The organism is Bradyrhizobium paxllaeri (assembly GCF_001693515.2).
In the GTDB taxonomy this organism is placed as follows: Bacteria; Pseudomonadota; Alphaproteobacteria; order Rhizobiales; family Xanthobacteraceae; genus Bradyrhizobium; species Bradyrhizobium paxllaeri.
In genome coordinates, this window is the sequence record NZ_CP042968.1 from 3,745,773 (window position 1) to 3,760,341 (window position 14,569).

At 59.2% G+C, this 14,569-nt stretch carries 16 protein-coding genes; 14 read left to right on the forward strand and 2 right to left on the reverse strand.

The window, feature by feature from the left end:
* The first annotated feature begins 2 nt into the window (after nt 1-2).
* The 7 genes from LMTR21_RS17760 to LMTR21_RS17785 are packed head-to-tail and all read left to right on the forward strand — an operon-like array spanning nt 3 to nt 3,737.
* On the forward strand, nt 3-923 hold the full coding sequence (locus LMTR21_RS17760) for a lysozyme family protein (RefSeq protein WP_065755186.1): 921 nt from the start codon (nt 3-5) through the stop codon (nt 921-923).
* The gene (locus LMTR21_RS17765) at nt 920-1,165 is read left to right on the forward strand and encodes a hypothetical protein (protein ID WP_141688500.1); all 246 of its coding nucleotides are present in this window, start codon (nt 920-922) and stop codon (nt 1,163-1,165) included. Before LMTR21_RS17760 ends, LMTR21_RS17765 begins: the two co-directional genes overlap by 4 nt.
* Nucleotides 1,147-1,368: a hypothetical protein gene (locus LMTR21_RS17770; RefSeq protein ID WP_065755184.1), complete on the forward strand. Its 222-nt coding sequence runs from the start codon at nt 1,147-1,149 to the stop codon at nt 1,366-1,368. The genes LMTR21_RS17765 and LMTR21_RS17770 overlap by 19 nt, the downstream gene beginning before the upstream one ends.
* Complete coding sequence (locus LMTR21_RS40050; protein WP_187399363.1) at nt 1,349-1,786, forward strand: hypothetical protein; 438 nt, start codon at nt 1,349-1,351, stop codon at nt 1,784-1,786. The genes LMTR21_RS17770 and LMTR21_RS40050 overlap by 20 nt, the downstream gene beginning before the upstream one ends.
* An 8-nt stretch (nt 1,787-1,794) precedes the next feature.
* Nucleotides 1,795-2,835, forward strand: a complete 1,041-nt coding sequence (locus tag LMTR21_RS17775; RefSeq protein ID WP_065755182.1) for an endo-1,4-beta-xylanase — start codon at nt 1,795-1,797, stop codon at nt 2,833-2,835.
* A gap of 3 nt (nt 2,836-2,838) precedes the next feature.
* Nucleotides 2,839-3,249: a hypothetical protein gene (locus LMTR21_RS17780; RefSeq protein WP_065755181.1), complete on the forward strand. Its 411-nt coding sequence runs from the start codon at nt 2,839-2,841 to the stop codon at nt 3,247-3,249.
* Entirely contained in the window at nt 3,249-3,737 is a 489-nt protein-coding gene (locus tag LMTR21_RS17785) for a hypothetical protein (protein WP_065755180.1), read from the forward strand. Before LMTR21_RS17780 ends, LMTR21_RS17785 begins: the two co-directional genes overlap by 1 nt.
* Nucleotides 3,738-3,836: 99 nt before the next feature.
* Here the strand turns inward: LMTR21_RS17785 and LMTR21_RS17790 are convergent, their stop codons facing one another.
* Complete coding sequence (locus LMTR21_RS17790) at nt 3,837-4,148, reverse strand: hypothetical protein (RefSeq protein WP_141688499.1); 312 nt, start codon at nt 4,146-4,148, stop codon at nt 3,837-3,839.
* An 84-nt stretch (nt 4,149-4,232) separates the two neighbouring features.
* Nucleotides 4,233-4,652 (reverse strand): helix-turn-helix domain-containing protein, encoded by a 420-nt coding sequence (locus tag LMTR21_RS17795; RefSeq protein ID WP_065755178.1) that lies wholly within the window; start codon nt 4,650-4,652, stop codon nt 4,233-4,235.
* 139 nt (nt 4,653-4,791) lie between these two features.
* Between LMTR21_RS17795 and LMTR21_RS17800 the strand changes: the two genes are divergently transcribed.
* The 7 genes from LMTR21_RS17800 to LMTR21_RS17830 all read left to right on the forward strand — a co-directional run bounded on the left by LMTR21_RS17800 (nt 4,792) and on the right by LMTR21_RS17830 (nt 14,305).
* A complete protein-coding gene (locus tag LMTR21_RS17800) occupies nt 4,792-5,229 on the forward strand; it encodes a hypothetical protein (RefSeq protein ID WP_141688498.1) in 438 nt (145 codons plus the stop codon).
* Entirely contained in the window at nt 5,222-5,617 is a 396-nt protein-coding gene (locus tag LMTR21_RS17805) for a hypothetical protein (protein ID WP_141688497.1), read from the forward strand. The genes LMTR21_RS17800 and LMTR21_RS17805 overlap by 8 nt, the downstream gene beginning before the upstream one ends.
* Nucleotides 5,618-6,066: 449 nt before the next feature.
* Nucleotides 6,067-6,888 carry a hypothetical protein gene (locus tag LMTR21_RS17810; RefSeq protein WP_187399364.1) on the forward strand — a complete coding sequence of 274 codons (822 nt, stop codon included), beginning with the start codon at nt 6,067-6,069 and terminating at the stop codon, nt 6,886-6,888.
* A 271-nt stretch (nt 6,889-7,159) separates the two neighbouring features.
* The gene (locus LMTR21_RS17815) at nt 7,160-10,183 is read left to right on the forward strand and encodes a type I restriction endonuclease subunit R (RefSeq protein ID WP_246175659.1); all 3,024 of its coding nucleotides are present in this window, start codon (nt 7,160-7,162) and stop codon (nt 10,181-10,183) included.
* A gap of 202 nt (nt 10,184-10,385) precedes the next feature.
* A complete protein-coding gene (locus tag LMTR21_RS17820; RefSeq protein WP_148635977.1) occupies nt 10,386-11,471 on the forward strand; it encodes a restriction endonuclease subunit S in 1,086 nt (361 codons plus the stop codon).
* 3 nt (nt 11,472-11,474) lie between these two features.
* Nucleotides 11,475-12,680, forward strand: a complete 1,206-nt coding sequence (locus tag LMTR21_RS17825; RefSeq protein WP_065755173.1) for an AAA family ATPase — start codon at nt 11,475-11,477, stop codon at nt 12,678-12,680.
* The gene (locus tag LMTR21_RS17830; protein WP_065755172.1) at nt 12,677-14,305 is read left to right on the forward strand and encodes a type I restriction-modification system subunit M; all 1,629 of its coding nucleotides are present in this window, start codon (nt 12,677-12,679) and stop codon (nt 14,303-14,305) included. The genes LMTR21_RS17825 and LMTR21_RS17830 overlap by 4 nt, the downstream gene beginning before the upstream one ends.
* Nucleotides 14,306-14,569: the final 264 nt, after the last annotated feature.

A 14,569-nucleotide genomic window follows, 5' to 3' on the forward strand; every position in this document is an offset into this window, starting at 1 on the left:
CAATGCTGCGTATCTCGCAATCATCCATCAATCTGATCGTTGCCGAAGAGGTCTCCAGCGAGGCCTATTACAAACGCCATTACACGCATACGGAATGGCCTGGTGAGAAGAGCGGCGTCACCATCGGCATCGGCTATGACCTCGGCTATGCCACGGCAGCCAAGGTCAAGGCGGACTGGGGGGCGCTGGTCGACTCTGACATGCTCGCCGCCATGATCGAATGCGTCGGCGTCAGGGGCACGGCGGCAAAGAGCCTTTCCGCCAGGATGCACAATCGCATCACGATCCCCTGGGAAGCGGCGATGCAGGTCTTCACCAACCGCGACATTCCCCAGTGGACCGCGCAAGTCCTCAAGATCATTCCAGCTGCCGACAAGCTGTCGCCGACCTGCCTCGGCATCATTGTCTCGATCGCCTACAATCGCGGCGCATCGTTCAACCTGACCAGTGACCGCTACAGGGAAATGCACGCGATCAAGCTGCATATCGGGGCGGGCAAGCTGGACCTGGTCGACGATGACATTCGCGCGATGAAGCGGCTATGGCCCAACAGCAAGGGCTTACGCGGCCGGCGCGATCGAGAGGCTGCCCTGTGGAACAAGGGGCTGACCACCCTGGAGGTCGCCTCGCCCATCGTACCGCCGGCGCCGGCCAAGCCTGACACGACGGTGATCGAAAGCTCGCGCGAAGATGAACTGGCGCGCACCAAGCCGCCGTCAACCACGGTCACGCAGAACACCACGACCAGTGCAATCGCGATCGGCGGCGCCATCGCCGCACAACAGGCGCAGTCGCATGGCCTGATCTCGATCGGCCTTGCGATCTTTCTCGTCTTCCTTGCACTTCTCGCCGGTGTGACAGCGTGGTGGCTCTGGTATCGCAACAGGAACCCGGACGGCGGCGCGGCGCTAGCACCATCATGACGCTTCCCGAGCTAATGGAGTACATCAAGAATGCGGGCGGGCTCGCCGCTCCGATCTTTGCGGTGCTCTATTGGTTGGAGCGCGATGAGCGCAAGGATGCGCAGCGGGAATTGCGGGAGATCGCCGAGCAATCGGCAGTCGCGATGAGCGAACTGAAATCGATGGTCGCGCAGCTGGTGACGATCTTCGGTAACCAGTCGCATCCGCACCACTGGAGACGCGAATGGTCTTCGCGCGGTTAATCGAGAAGCTGACCGGTCGGCCGCACCGGCACGACAACGCGCAGCTGGTCAAGCAAGCGGCCGGTGAACTGCGCCGGGATGTCGGCAAGCTGTCGTCAATGCTGCGGCCCTATATGGAGGCTGACGATCCGCTGGTGGCGCTGATGACCGACCTGTTCAACCAACGGCAGATGCGAGCCGGCAATGGTCCGCGAGCACAGTGAGGTGAATTTCTATCTGGAGATGATCAACGGTACGAGCGTGATCTTGATTGCCGTGCTGTTGGCGTTCTTGGTGACCTATATCAAGGCCGAGTTGCATCGCCGCGATCTCTCCTGGCGCGATCTATTCGACTATCCGGCAGGGTTGAGTTTGGCGCTATCGATAACCGTGGCGGCATTCGGCTTTGCGCTCACGCGCGGCAGTCTATGGGTTTGGCGGCAATTCGGCAGCGGTGAGCAGATGTCGGAATGGCAACTCCACCTTGCTCTGATCGGATCGGCGATCACATCGCTCGGCATTCTCTGGATGATCCGCGTCCTTTCTCGCCCGCGCTTTGGCGATTGGCCTTGGATCGCGGCGGGAAGTGCCACGCTGCTCTATGCTGCGATAAACGCGGTCGGTCACTATGGGTTCTCATAGGTGCGATCATGGATAGCCTGCATGCAACCGCACAGGCCAACGGCCTGATATTCGGTGCAGCGGCTGGGCCGCCGCTTCTGACCGATGCTTCGCTCGCCGCGCTCTACCGAGAGCATTGCGGCTTGATCACGACCGACATCGCGCTGAAATGGGGGACGGTGCGACCGTCGAGCGACATGGCTCCGGTTTGGACGCAAGCCGATGCGTTGCTGGCCTGGGCCGAGGCATCGAACATCAAGGTCAAGGGTCATACCCTGATCTGGAACGAATACAATCCGGCATGGCTATGGACGAATAGCAGCACAGCGCCGAACTATGGCGCGTTGACCTCGCCGATCAAGGTCGAGGACGCGAAACGCTGTTTCGACCAGCACATCACCGAGACGGTGGAGCGCTACGCCGGGCGCATCCAGATTTGGGATGTCGTCAACGAAGCGATTGAGCCGGCGCACAAGCGCAGCGACGGCATGCGCGCCAAGACCTGGATGACGGTATGGGGACCGAAGTATGTCGAGCGTGCCTTCGCGCGGGCGCATGCAGCGAACCCTTCTGCCAAGCTGTTCCTAAATGAACAGTCGCTCGAACGGTTCAACTATGAGCCGAACCGGGTGAAGTTTCTGGCGCTGGTCGACCGCTTGCTCGATGCCGGAATCCCGCTGCATGGCGTCGGCCTCGAAAGTCACCTGATCATGTGGGCGATGGTCAGTCACGAAGGCGTCTTGTGGCTGGTCGACGCGCTGGATCGGCGCGGCCTCGACGTGCACATTTCCGAGCTAGACGTCGCACACGCCGGCGCCAGCGGCCAGGCGGTAGCGCTTGGCTCGGACGCTGCAACGATCGACGCGGCGGTCGCTGAATTCGTGGCGCCTATGCTCGCCGACGTGATGCAATTCAAATGCGTCAAGGCGCTGCTCACCTGGCAGCTGGTGGACAAGTATTCCTGGCTCTACAGCCAGCATCCGCGCCCACTTCCTTTCGATAACTCATATCAGCCGAAGCCGCTCGCCTTCGCGATCGAGCGCGCGCTGATCAATGCTGGTCGGAGGTGAACCATGAACTTCCTGACGATCGCCGGCATCATCATCTTTGTGATCTGGGCCTATGTGCTCTTCATCCGGCCGAAGCTCGGCGAACGCTTCCCGGTGCTCTTCGAGAAGGTGAACAGGGCCGAGGCGTACCTGTGGGACAACTCGCGCACGATCCTGGCCGCGCGTCTCTATTGGGTTGGTGGCATCGTGGTCGCGTTTCACGATCTGATCGCTGCGGCGGGCGCCGATTGGACGCCGATCGTCAACGAGTTCGCGCAATTCCTTCCCGAGAAGTATCGGCCGCTGGCGCTGGCCGCTTTCCTCTTCGGGTCTGGCATCCTGTTCGAATGGCTGCGCAGGATCACGACCGAGCCGCTGGAAGAGCGCAAAGCCGCCGCGTTCTATTCGGCGCCGCGACCGCCTGGTGAGGGCTGATGATGCTTACTGCGATCTTCTCTCAATTTGGCATGGGCATCGTCAACGGCATCCTCGACAAGGCGCTCGAAGCCTTCAAGGCTCATGAGCAAAAGCTGATCACCAAAGAGCAACTGGCCACGCAGCTTTACGGCCTGATGCTTGAAGCGGTGAAGGCGATCGAGGTCGCGCACGCCGAGGCTCTGGTCAAGATGTACACGGCATTCATCGGCGCCGTGCAGACCTCGGTCTTGATGCAGCGCGTTTGGGCAGTGGCGACGCTGTCGCAATTGTTCGTGCTGGTCTGGCACCAGTTCTTCATCCCGCTGATTGTGCTGATCGTGCGCGAGTACGGCAATGCAGAGTGGCGCTATCCGTCGAGCGGTACCACGGTCGAGTGGGCCTATCTGTTGCTCGCCGGCCTGCTCGGTCTCGGTGTGATGGGACTGCGCGCCGGCCCTGGCGTCGGATCATTGACGGACCGGCTGAAGGCAATGATCGGCAAGTGAAAGGAACAGACCTCGACGAAGAAGAGTTGGCCTAGCGGCCAGCTTTTGCTGGTGTATTCCCTAGAGAAAACTATGCCCCGGCTTCGGCCGGGGCTTTTTTTATGTTGGGCAGCGCTCGCGGCGCATGCGTTCGGCATCTGCCTCGGTAGCGTCCGAGGTCAGCGGGTCCATTCGTCCCGGTGCATTCGGCGATTGATAGGTGACCTCGCCGGTGTCGAAGTTGGTGCAGATGTAACCGGTGCACTCGACGTGTGCGATCACGGTGCTTCGATCCTCGGCCAGTATCTCGCCGATGAAGCCGCCCTGGAAGTTGACGCTGCCGCGCATGCAGGTGCGCGTGGTGTAGTCGCATTGGAAGTGTGGCCGCGCGCCGAGGCAAATACCGTTCGGCGAAGCGCTTCTTGTAGGCATTCGGAAACTTCATCACCGGCTCGGCGAGCGCCGGCACGGTCGCGCACAGGACCAGCGCGGTGGCAGCGATCAGCTTGCGCATGATCAGGTGTCCTCCTTGACAATGACGCTGGCGACCTGCACAGCGCAGTTGTACACGGCGCGGCGCTTGCCGGCGTCTTTGAGCCTGGCGAGCAGCTTCAAGAGGTCGATCACCTCGCGGTTCGCGAGGATTGCATCCAGGTCTGACGGCTCGGGTTTGCCGTGCTTCATTTGCGCGCCCTCGAAGAAATAGCCGAACGGCTTGTCGAGCGCATCGGCTATCTGTCGCAGCCTTCCCGCGCTCACCCGATTGGTGCCTCTTTCGTACTTCTGCACTTGCTGGAACGACACGCCGAGTTTCGTTCCGAGATCGGACTGACTGATGTCTGCCGATAGGCGTGCTGCGCGTATGCGCTGGCCGACCAGCGTATCGTCTCCGTTCGCTCGTCTGGCCACTGTCGTCACCTTTCTCTTCTTTGCCATTAGTTCCCCGTCTCTTGTGGTTGAATCGGATTTTTCTCGTCTGTGTCTATTTCGTATTTCTGTCAAGCGACGCTTGCAAAGCTTGGAGTTGAAAGTTTATCGTTAGCCCATCGCACCCATAAAAAACTAGGGGAACCACATGCCGAAGCCCGAGGTAAGCAGCAGATTCCGAATGCATTTTGAAGTCCAGCGGGATCAGGTCGGTAGCATGTTGGAATTCTTGACCGTCGCCGGCATGCAAAACATCGGGTTCGAACTAGTCACGGATGTGGCCGCTTTCCGGCAGAATAAGTCGCGGCTCAATGGCGGCGGCGGTCGCCCAAAATTTCGGCAGTCAGGCTTGCGCGTATTGCTGCGCATGCTCGCCAAGGGCAGGCCGGTCTCGCTTGCACGAATGCAAAAGCGCTTCGAGCAGGATGGTCGCGCGAAGGCGTCCTGCTCTGCGCTGCTCGATGGACTCCTGAAGCAAAATGTCGTGAAGCGCATCGCGCCTGGCGAATACCAGCTGATCAAGAAAGGCGCCGCGCTGAAGGCGCTGCCCGCTCCCATGAACGGCGGGGGCGCGAAGCATGGGTAAGATCGGTCACAATTCGGGAATGCTCTGGCTGCACCGCTCTTACAATAACGTCGACAAAGACCCGGAGATCGATGTGTTCCGCACCAAGTATCAGAAGGAGCGGATCAAGGAATCCGACCTCGCGGTGCTCGCGGGGCTCTCGCTCTCGACCGTCAAGAACATGTTCGGCGGCAAGACGCGTCGGCCGCATCATGCGACGTTCGCCAAGATGGCTGGCGCCATGGGCTACAAATATGGCCTGCAGCGCGACGAAGCGCCAAACTACGACCGTGAGATTCCGAAGGCGCGCGAGCAGTTCAAGCTGCACCGGGCGCTGCTCGCGAAGCGGAAGAATCGCAAGCCCTCGAAGAAAAAGACCAACGGCAAGAGCAACGGAAATGCAAGGTGAGTTCCTGATCCTCACACCGGAAGGCAAGAGACGCGCACGCAGATCACGGCCGAAGCACCGCTCAAAGACCTGCAGCGCGCGGTCGGCGGTTATATCGAGCTTGTGCCAGGCTTCACCAGCATGGTGATGGAAGATGGCAGCCGCGAGAATGCTTCGTGTTCTGCAATGAGCAGGGCAAGCTCGACGGCTTGCCGTACAACCATCTGGCAACCGCCCTATGGGATCGGGCGCTGCGCGCCGAGCGCGGCTCCGGCTTGCTTCAGAATGGGCGCGCGGTTGGCCGCGGGAGCAGTTTCGGCGTCCGTCGCAAGGCGGTGCGGACCGGCTGGATCGTGCCGCTCACGAAGCCGAAGCCAGCAACCTCTATGGTACACTTCTCTAGAGGTCTAGCTCTGCTCTATGATGGGACACAGCACTCCCCTCCATGTCACCACTCCTGGAATACTGCGATGATGAACACCTTCCTGGCACTCTCCGATCATGACTTGGAAGGAGAACTGAACAAGCCAAATGCGCTCCGTCTTTATCCGCCGCGTGGGGTCAGCGATGCTTATGACATCGAGATCCTTTGGGCTCCGTTTGACTTCGTAAACCGAGACGCCCGGATCGTTATCGTTGGAGTAACGCCCGGACCGAACCAAGCGCGACGCAGCTACAAAGCGGTGCGAATGGCCGTCGCCAAAGGAGAAGATCCCCAGGCAGACCTTGAAAGAATAAAGGCCGAGGCATCATTCCGCGGCGACGTAATCGAACCGAACTTGAAGTCCATATTGGAACATGGTGGCTTGGCCGAAGGCGCTGGCATTGAGGACATCGACAATCTTTGGACCAAAGAGGCGTCCAAAGTGCACTTCACGTCAACCATCCGATATCCAACCTTCATCAACGGCGAACTGTTCAACAATCAAATCGACTCTCTCGAACACCCAGAACTTAGGAAGTACGTGGAAACCTGCCTCGCCGCGGAGCTTGCCAGCGTACCAGCCGATGCCGCCATCGTGGCGCTTGGCCAAAAAGGCCCGAGAATCGTCCGTCACGCAGCCAAGGCTGCGGGGATCAACCCAAGGCGCGTTGTCGCACTTCCTCATCCGTCGGGCAGCGCGACTGGAGCAGTACGCGATTTCCTATCGAAGAATAGGACCAGAAGCATCCGCCCCTGCCGCTGTATGCTTTGCGATCGCACCCGTATCCCAAAGGGATGGGATTTATCTAACCGCTTTCAGATGCACGATCTGACTCACGGAAAGGGTCGCGCAAGAGACGCCAGGTGACGGCCGTCTCGCGGTTAGAGGCCCCGCCGTGATCGCTGGAAAATGTGCACAGATTTGAGAAATGGCCTCTCGCCGGAAGCCGGAAGCCCTTGTTTTGTTGGCAAAATTAACCAAAAACGGGTAGAGCATTGGCAAGAATCGCCACCTCTGATAGCCCACTCAAGCACGAGCGAGAAGACAAAAGAATGGATCAAGCCAACATCCGCGGCGTCAAAGTCGAGCTCGGCTCGCGTTCGCATTCAACACCGCGCAAAAGGAGACAGTCCCCGCGATGGCGATGATCGCACCCGAACGCCAACTAGAAGAGGCGCTCGTCACGAAGCTACGGGACCTCAAGTATGAATATCGCCCCGATATCCGCGATCGAGCCACGCTTGAAGCAAACTTCAGGGTAAAGTTCGAAGCCCTGAATCGTGTCACACTCACCGATGGCGAGTTCCAGCGCCTCCTGGACGAGATCGTCACACCGGACGTGTACGGAGCCGCCCGGGCCCTCCGGGACCGCGAAGCGTTCATCCGCGACGACGGCACACCGCTCAACTACACCCTCGTCAACATCAAGGACTGGTGCAAGAACGCCTTTGAGGTAGCCAATCAGCTCCGCATCAATACGGACAACAGCCATCACCGCTACGACGTCATACTCCTGATCAACGGGGTCCCCGTCGTTCAGATCGAGCTCAAGACGCTTGGGATCAGCCCTCGGCGGGCGATGGAGCAGATCGTCGACTACAAGAACGACCCGGGTAACGGATACACTAAGACGCTTCTTTGCTTCGTCCAGCTCTTCATCGTCAGCAACCGCACAGACACGTGGTACTTCGCCAACAACAACGCACGGCACTTCGCCTTCGACGCGGACGAGCGGTTCCTTCCGATTTACCAGTTCGCGGCCGAGGACAACACGAAGATCACTCACCTTGACGACTTTGCCGATCGGTTCCTCGCTAAGTGCACGCTTGGCCAGATGATCAGCAAGTACATGGTCCTCATCGCGAGCGAGCAGAAGCTCCTGATGATGCGCGGGTACCAGATCTACGCCGTCAAGGCCATCGTCGACTGCATCGATCAGAACTGCGGCAACGGGTATATCTGGCACACGACCGGCTCGGGCAAGACGCTCACCTCCTTCAAGGCCTCGACGCTCCTCAAGACCAACGAGAGCATCCACAAGTGCCTCTTCGTCGTCGACCGCAAGGACCTCGACCGCCAGACCCGTGAGGAGTTCAACCGCTTCCAAGAGAACTGCGTCGAGGAAAATACCAACACAGCGGCGCTCGTCCGTCGCCTAGAGTCCGACGATTATGCGGACAAGGTCATCGTCACGACCATCCAGAAGCTCGGGCTCGCCCTCGACGAGAACAGTAAGCACAACAAGCAGAGCATCGCTCAGGGGCGGTCAACGTTCAAGCAGCGGCTCGAGCAGATCCGAGACAAGCGGATGGTCTTCATCTTCGACGAGTGCCACCGGTCGCAGTTCGGCGAGAACCACAAGGCCATCAAGGAGTTCTTCCCGAACTCCCAGCTCTTCGGCTTCACTGGCACCCCGATCTTCGAGGACAACGCGACCATTAAGCAGATCGAGGGAGACGTCGCCACTCTTCGAACCACCAAGGACCTCTTCCAGAAAGAGCTCCACGCCTACACAATTACTCACGCGATCGAGGATCGGAACGTCCTCCGCTTCCACGTCGATTACTACAAGCCCAAGGACGCCCCCGTCCTCAAGCCCGGTCAGTCGCTCGCCAAGCAGGCGGTCGCCCAGGCCATCCTCGACAAGCACGATGCCGCGACCGCAGGCCGGCGCTTCAACGCGCTGCTGGCTACCGCCTCGATCAACGACGCCATCGAGTACTACGAGGTCTTCAAGAAGCTCCAGGCCGAGCGCCAGGCAGCCGACGCAGAGTGCGTCCCTCTCAAGATCGCCGCCGTCTTCTCTCCGCCTGCGGAGGGCAATAAGGACGTTCAGCAGATCCAGGAGGACCTCCCCCAGGAGAAGGAGGACAACCGGCACGACCCTGAGGGTAAGAAGACCGCGCTCAAGGCTATCATCGCCGACTACAACCAGCGGTATGGCACGAACCACGACATCAACAACTTCGACCTCTACTACCAGGACGTCCAGCAGCGCATCAAGGATCAGCAGTTCCCCAACCGCGACCTGCCTCGCAAGGGCCAGGAAAAGATCGACATCACCATCGTCGTCGACATGCTCCTCACCGGCTTCGACGCCAAGTTCCTCAACACGCTCTATGTCGACAAGAACCTCAAGCACCACGGCCTGGTCCAGGCCTTCTCTCGTACCAACCGCGTTCTCAACGCGACCAAGCCCTACGGCCACGTTCTCGACTTCCGCAACCAGCAGGACAGCGTCGACGCTGCCATCGCTCTCTTCTCCGGTGCGCAAGCTGACCGGGCTCGCGAGATCTGGTTGGTCGACAAGTCTCCCGTCGTCATCGACAACTTCAAGCAGGCCGTCGCCGACCTGGGCAAATTCATGCAGTCGCAGGGCCTCGAAGCCAGGCCCGATCAGGTGAACAACCTCATGGGCGACGACGCCCGTACCCAGTTCATCAAACGCTTCAAGGAGGTCCAGCGCCTCCAGACCCAGCTTGACCAGTACACCGACCTCACAGACGAGCAGCGGGAGCAGGTCGAGCAGGCCCTCCCCAAGGAGGACCTCCGCGCCTTCCGCGGCGTCTATCTCGAAACCGCCCAGCGACTGAAAGAGCAGCAAGGCACGCCCGGAAAGGGCGGCGAGCCGGCGAACCCCGAGGTCGACCAGCTCGACTTTGAGTTCGTCCTCTTTGCCTCCGCCGTCATCGACTATGACTACATCATGAAGCTGATCGCCAAGTACTCGGGTCAGGACCCGAAGAAGCTCACGATCACCCGCGAGCAGCTCATCGGGCTGATCCAGTCCGATGCCAAGTTCCTCGACGAGCGGGAGGAGATCACCGAATACGTCCGCTCACTCAAGGAGGGCGAAGGTCTCGACGAGGCCGCGATCCGCGCCGGCTACGAGCAGTTCAAGGCCGAGAAGCAGGCCAAGCAGATCGCCGATCTCGCTAAGGCCCATGGTCTGCCGACTGCGTCCCTCGTGGCCTTCGTCGACACCATCCTCCAGCGCATGATCTTCGACGGCGAGCAGCTCACCGATCTGATGGAGCCGCTCGGCCTCGGCTGGCGTGAACGCCGCGAGCGCGAACTCGCCCTCATGGCTGACCTTGTCCCGCTCCTGAACAAACGCGCGCATGGCCGGGACATCTCAGGCCTTAACGCCTACGAGCATTAGGGGAAGCGGAGAAGTGGCGGTAAACTTGCCATCAAGTCGAGCAGCAAAGCGGCGATTCCCGGAGTTCGTGGGACAGTCGTTGCATGATGTTCAGCTACGAGAAGTGACTGAGGAGTCCACGACTAGAAACGGCAGTAAGCTTCCTCAAGCCTCGGTGATGGGGGTCAGGAAAGAGGATGGCATTGTTCCGATGGAGGAGCGATTGGTCGCCGCGGATATCTCGCGGTACAAGATCGTCCGCAGCAATTGGTTCGCCTACAACCCGATGCGCCTCAACATCGGCTCGATCGCGCGGTGGCACGGCGACAGCGATATTCTCGTCAGTCCAGACTATGTGGTTTTCCGATGTCTTGATGGGTCAGATCAGAGGGCACTCTCTGCGGATTATCTGGACCACTTTCGGCACTCTGACCAATGGGACGCATTCGTTACTGAAGCCGGCGATGGTGGCGTCCGTGTACGGATTTACTATGACGACCTCTCGCAACTGCGATTGAGATTGCCGGATATTTCCGAGCAGCAGAAGATCGCCGACTGCCTCGGCTCGCTGGAAGACCTGATCGCCGCGGAGGGCCGGAAGCTCGAAGCTCTGCGGCAGCACAAACAAGGGCTTATGCAGCAGCTCTTCCCCCAGCCTGGCGAGACCGTGCCCCGGCTTCGCTTCCCAGAGTTTGAGGATGCTCCAGAGTGGGAAGAGGTCACGCTTGGAACTCTTCTGGATCGGTCACCTGATTACGGCGTGAGTGCTGCCGCGGTACCATTTTCCGAGAGCCTGCCAACCTACATTCGGATCACGGACATCAACGACGACGGTCAGTTTGACTCAAGTGCTCGGGCTTCAGTCGATATTGACGCCACCGATGATCACTATCTTGAGGATGGTGATATCGTGCTTGCACGGACCGGGGCCAGTGTTGGCAAGTCATATCGCTATCGTGAGGAGGACGGCCGTCTGGTTCATGCCGGATTCCTGATTCGAGTGAGGCCTAATCCAGAGCGGTTATTGTCGCGATTTTTGGCCGCGTACCTGTCGACCTGGCGCTATTGGGATTGGGTTCATCTCACTTCAGCACGAAGTGGACAACCCGGAATCAACGGTGCCGAGTATGCCTCCATGCCGCTCCCATTACCTCCTGACAGACAAGCTCTGGCCGAGCAACAGAAGATCGCCGACTGCTTCTCCGTCCTCGACGATCACATCGACCTACAAGCCCGCAAGCTCGACACGCTCGAGCAACACAAGCGGGGTCTGCTGCAGCAGCTCTTTCCGTCGGTAGAGAGCCCGTGAGTCATGAACGACGCAACGACGTTCACTAATCTCAATGCCCTCGCCGCACAACTGCGGCAAGAGCTGGAAAACAAGAAGTTCATCCTGCTCTATGCCTATAACGGCACAGGCAAGACGCGGCTATCCACCGCCTTCAAGGACCTCGGCAAAGACGTAAACGCCGATGGCAAAACTGACCAGCGTGACACGCTCTATTTCAACGCATTCACCGAAGACCTGTTCTCATGGGACAACGACCTGGAGAAGGACAGCGAACGGAAGCTGAAGCTCAACACGGATTCAAGCTTCTTCGCGGGCCTCGAGTCGATGGAGATGGACAACCGCATCCGCGCACTCCTGGACCGCTACGCTGATTTCGAGTTTCGAATCGACACAACCAGATGGGAGGTAGTCTTCACTCGCGAATTGAGGGTGAAGAAGACCGATGCCACCGCTAATGTGGAAGCTATTGCTGGGGGAGACCAGGACGAAAGTGGGCGCGAGTACGAAACCCGCCGCGAGGAGGCCATCAAGGTCTCCCGGGGCGAGGAAAACATCTTCATCTGGTGCTTCTTCCTTGCCATCGTCGAGCTCGCGCTCGATGACGATGGAACCGGTCCCTACAACTGGGTCAAGCACATCTACATTGACGACCCTATCTCATCGCTCGATGAGCACAACGCCATCGCCGTAGCAAATCATCTGGCAAAGCTGCTCAAGAGGCCGGAGAGCCGGATCAAGACGGTGATCTCAACGCACCACACACTTTTCTTCAACGTGCTGTGCAACGAGCTAAACAAGGCGAACAAGTACTTTCTGAGCCGCGACGGGTCGCCGGAGGGGCTTCTCCTACGCAAGACCGGAGATACGCCATTCTTCCATCATGTAGCCGCGCTCGCTGAGCTCTACGAGGCGGATCGCGATGGCAGGCTATACACCCATCACTTCAACATGCTTCGCGCAATCCTGGAGAAGACCGCAAGCTTTCATGGCTACCAGAGCTTCTCGGCGTGCATCAAACGCGATGCTGGCGATGAAGACGGCATCCTTCACACACGGTTGATCAACATCCTCAGCCACGGCAACTATTCGTTGTTCGAGCCGCAGGAGATGCTGGAGGAGAATAAGCGGTACTTCCGGAAGATCCTCCACGAGTTCATCAATCGGTATCCCTTTAACCCCGCCTTATTCCCGAGCGAGCCGGCAACAGAAACGAGCAAATCCACATGACAGGGCAGAACCAGAAACAGCTCGGCAAGACGCTCTGGGCCATCGCCGACCAACTCCGCGGGGCGATGAACGCGGACGACTTCCGGGACTACATGCTCGCGTTCCTGTTCCTGCGCTACCTCTCGGACAACTACGAGCAGGCCGCGAAGAAGGAACTTGGGCGCGACTACCCTGACCCGAATGCTATCGGTAATGGCGGGCGGTCATCCCTGTCTGTCTGGTACGAGCAGAACCCCACCGATGTGTCGGCCTTCGAGAAGCAGATGCGGCTCAAAGCCCATTACGTCATCCGCCCCGAGCACCTTTGGGCCAGCATCGCCCACATGGCCCGCACCCAGAACGGCGAGCTGCTCAACACGCTCCAAGCCGGCTTCAAATACATCGAGAACGAATCGTTTCAGAGCACGTTCTCCGGGCTCTTTTCGGAAATCAATCTAGGCTCCGACAAGCTCGGGAAGACCTACTCGGACCGGAACGCGAAGCTCTGCACGATCATCACCAAGATAGCCGAAGGCCTCGCGGAGTTCTCGACGAATAGCGATACGCTGGGTGACGCCTACGAATACCTGATCGGCCAATTCGCAGCTGGGTCGGGCAAGAAGGCCGGTGAGTTCTACACGCCGCAGCGGATTTCCGACGTCCTCTCTGCGATCGTCACACTCGACAGCCAGGAGCCGAAGACCGGCAAGCGGAAGCACCTCGCCAGCGTGATGGACTTCGCCTGCGGCTCGGGCTCGCTACTGCTGAACGTTCGCAAGCGCATGGGCCCGCACGGTATCGGCAAGATCTACGGACAAGAGAAGAATATCACTACGTACAACCTGGCGCGGATGAACATGCTACTGCACGGGGTGAAGGACTCGGAGTTCGAAATCTACCATGGCGACACGCTAACTAACGACTGGGACGTGCTCCGCGAGACGAACCCGGCGAAGAAGCCTTACTTCGACGCCGTGGTCGCTAACCCGCCGTTCAGCTATCGCTGGGACCCGAACGAGGCGTTGGGCGAAGACGTGCGCTTCAAAAACTACGGACTGGCACCGAAGTCGGCGGCGGACTTCGCGTTCCTGCTGCACGGTTTTCACTACCTAAAGGATGATGGAGTGATGGCGATCATCCTGCCGCACGGCGTACTGTTTCGTGGCGGCGCGGAGGCGAAGATCCGCCGCAAGCTCCTTGACGACGGGCACATCGATACCATCATCGGCCTGCCGACAAACCTGTTCTACTCGACCGGCATCCCGGTTTGCATCCTCGTCCTTAAGAAGTGCAAGAAACCCGATGATGTCCTGTTCATCAACGCATCCGAGTATTTCGAGAAGGGCAAGCGACAGAACTACCTGTCGGACGAGTATATCGGGAAGATCGTCGACACCTACCAACAGCGTCCGGAGAGCATCGAACGGTACGCCAGACGTGTAGGCATGGACGAGATTGAGGCCAACGACTTCAACCTGAACATCTCCCGCTATGTCAGCACGGCCAAGCAGGAGGTCGCGATCGATCTGTCGGCGACGCATAGCGAGTTGGTCGAAATCGAGAAGCAGATTCGCGAGTCAACGGCGAAGCACAACACGTTCCTGAAGGAACTTGGACTATCCCCCTTGCCAGCGCCCGATGAGTAATCGAGGCGAGGCTATTCAGCCGGTGAAGATGAAAATGGATTTACGAGGATGTTTTTTTCGAATTATTCTTTGCAAGAAACAGCTGCAGCACATTGGTGCGTATCGCCTGACTTTGATGAGTGGCATGAGGCTAGGGCGGACAGGGAAAGAACCTGGCGGGCGGCACCTGGAGCCCTCCACCTCCATTTGGGCATGGCGAGCCAGCCTATCCTGTGCCAAGGCGGCGCCGCCGGCCCAATCGGTAGCGGCTTCACCATCAGCCCA

Bases quoted from the DNA above. Each gene is read 5' to 3' on its own strand.
- LMTR21_RS17785 (WP_065755180.1), top strand. From the start codon at position 3,249: ATGATGCTTACTGCGATCTTCTCTCAATTTGGCATGGGCATCGTCAAC.
- LMTR21_RS17765 (WP_141688500.1), top strand. From the start codon at position 920: ATGACGCTTCCCGAGCTAATGGAGTACATCAAGAATGCGGGCGGGCTC.
- LMTR21_RS17810 (WP_187399364.1), top strand. From the start codon at position 6,067: ATGATGAACACCTTCCTGGCACTCTCCGATCATGACTTGGAAGGAGAA.
- LMTR21_RS17790 (WP_141688499.1), bottom strand. From the start codon at position 4,148: ATGCCTACAAGAAGCGCTTCGCCGAACGGTATTTGCCTCGGCGCGCGG.
- LMTR21_RS17800 (WP_141688498.1), top strand. From the start codon at position 4,792: ATGCCGAAGCCCGAGGTAAGCAGCAGATTCCGAATGCATTTTGAAGTC.
- LMTR21_RS17830 (WP_065755172.1), top strand. From the start codon at position 12,677: ATGACAGGGCAGAACCAGAAACAGCTCGGCAAGACGCTCTGGGCCATC.
- LMTR21_RS17825 (WP_065755173.1), top strand. From the start codon at position 11,475: ATGAACGACGCAACGACGTTCACTAATCTCAATGCCCTCGCCGCACAA.
- LMTR21_RS40050 (WP_187399363.1), top strand. From the start codon at position 1,349: ATGGTCCGCGAGCACAGTGAGGTGAATTTCTATCTGGAGATGATCAAC.
- LMTR21_RS17815 (WP_246175659.1), top strand. From the start codon at position 7,160: ATGGCGATGATCGCACCCGAACGCCAACTAGAAGAGGCGCTCGTCACG.
- LMTR21_RS17795 (WP_065755178.1), bottom strand. From the start codon at position 4,652: ATGGCAAAGAAGAGAAAGGTGACGACAGTGGCCAGACGAGCGAACGGA.
- LMTR21_RS17780 (WP_065755181.1), top strand. From the start codon at position 2,839: ATGAACTTCCTGACGATCGCCGGCATCATCATCTTTGTGATCTGGGCC.
- LMTR21_RS17760 (WP_065755186.1), top strand. From the start codon at position 3: ATGCTGCGTATCTCGCAATCATCCATCAATCTGATCGTTGCCGAAGAG.
- LMTR21_RS17770 (WP_065755184.1), top strand. From the start codon at position 1,147: ATGGTCTTCGCGCGGTTAATCGAGAAGCTGACCGGTCGGCCGCACCGG.
- LMTR21_RS17805 (WP_141688497.1), top strand. From the start codon at position 5,222: ATGGGTAAGATCGGTCACAATTCGGGAATGCTCTGGCTGCACCGCTCT.
- LMTR21_RS17775 (WP_065755182.1), top strand. From the start codon at position 1,795: ATGGATAGCCTGCATGCAACCGCACAGGCCAACGGCCTGATATTCGGT.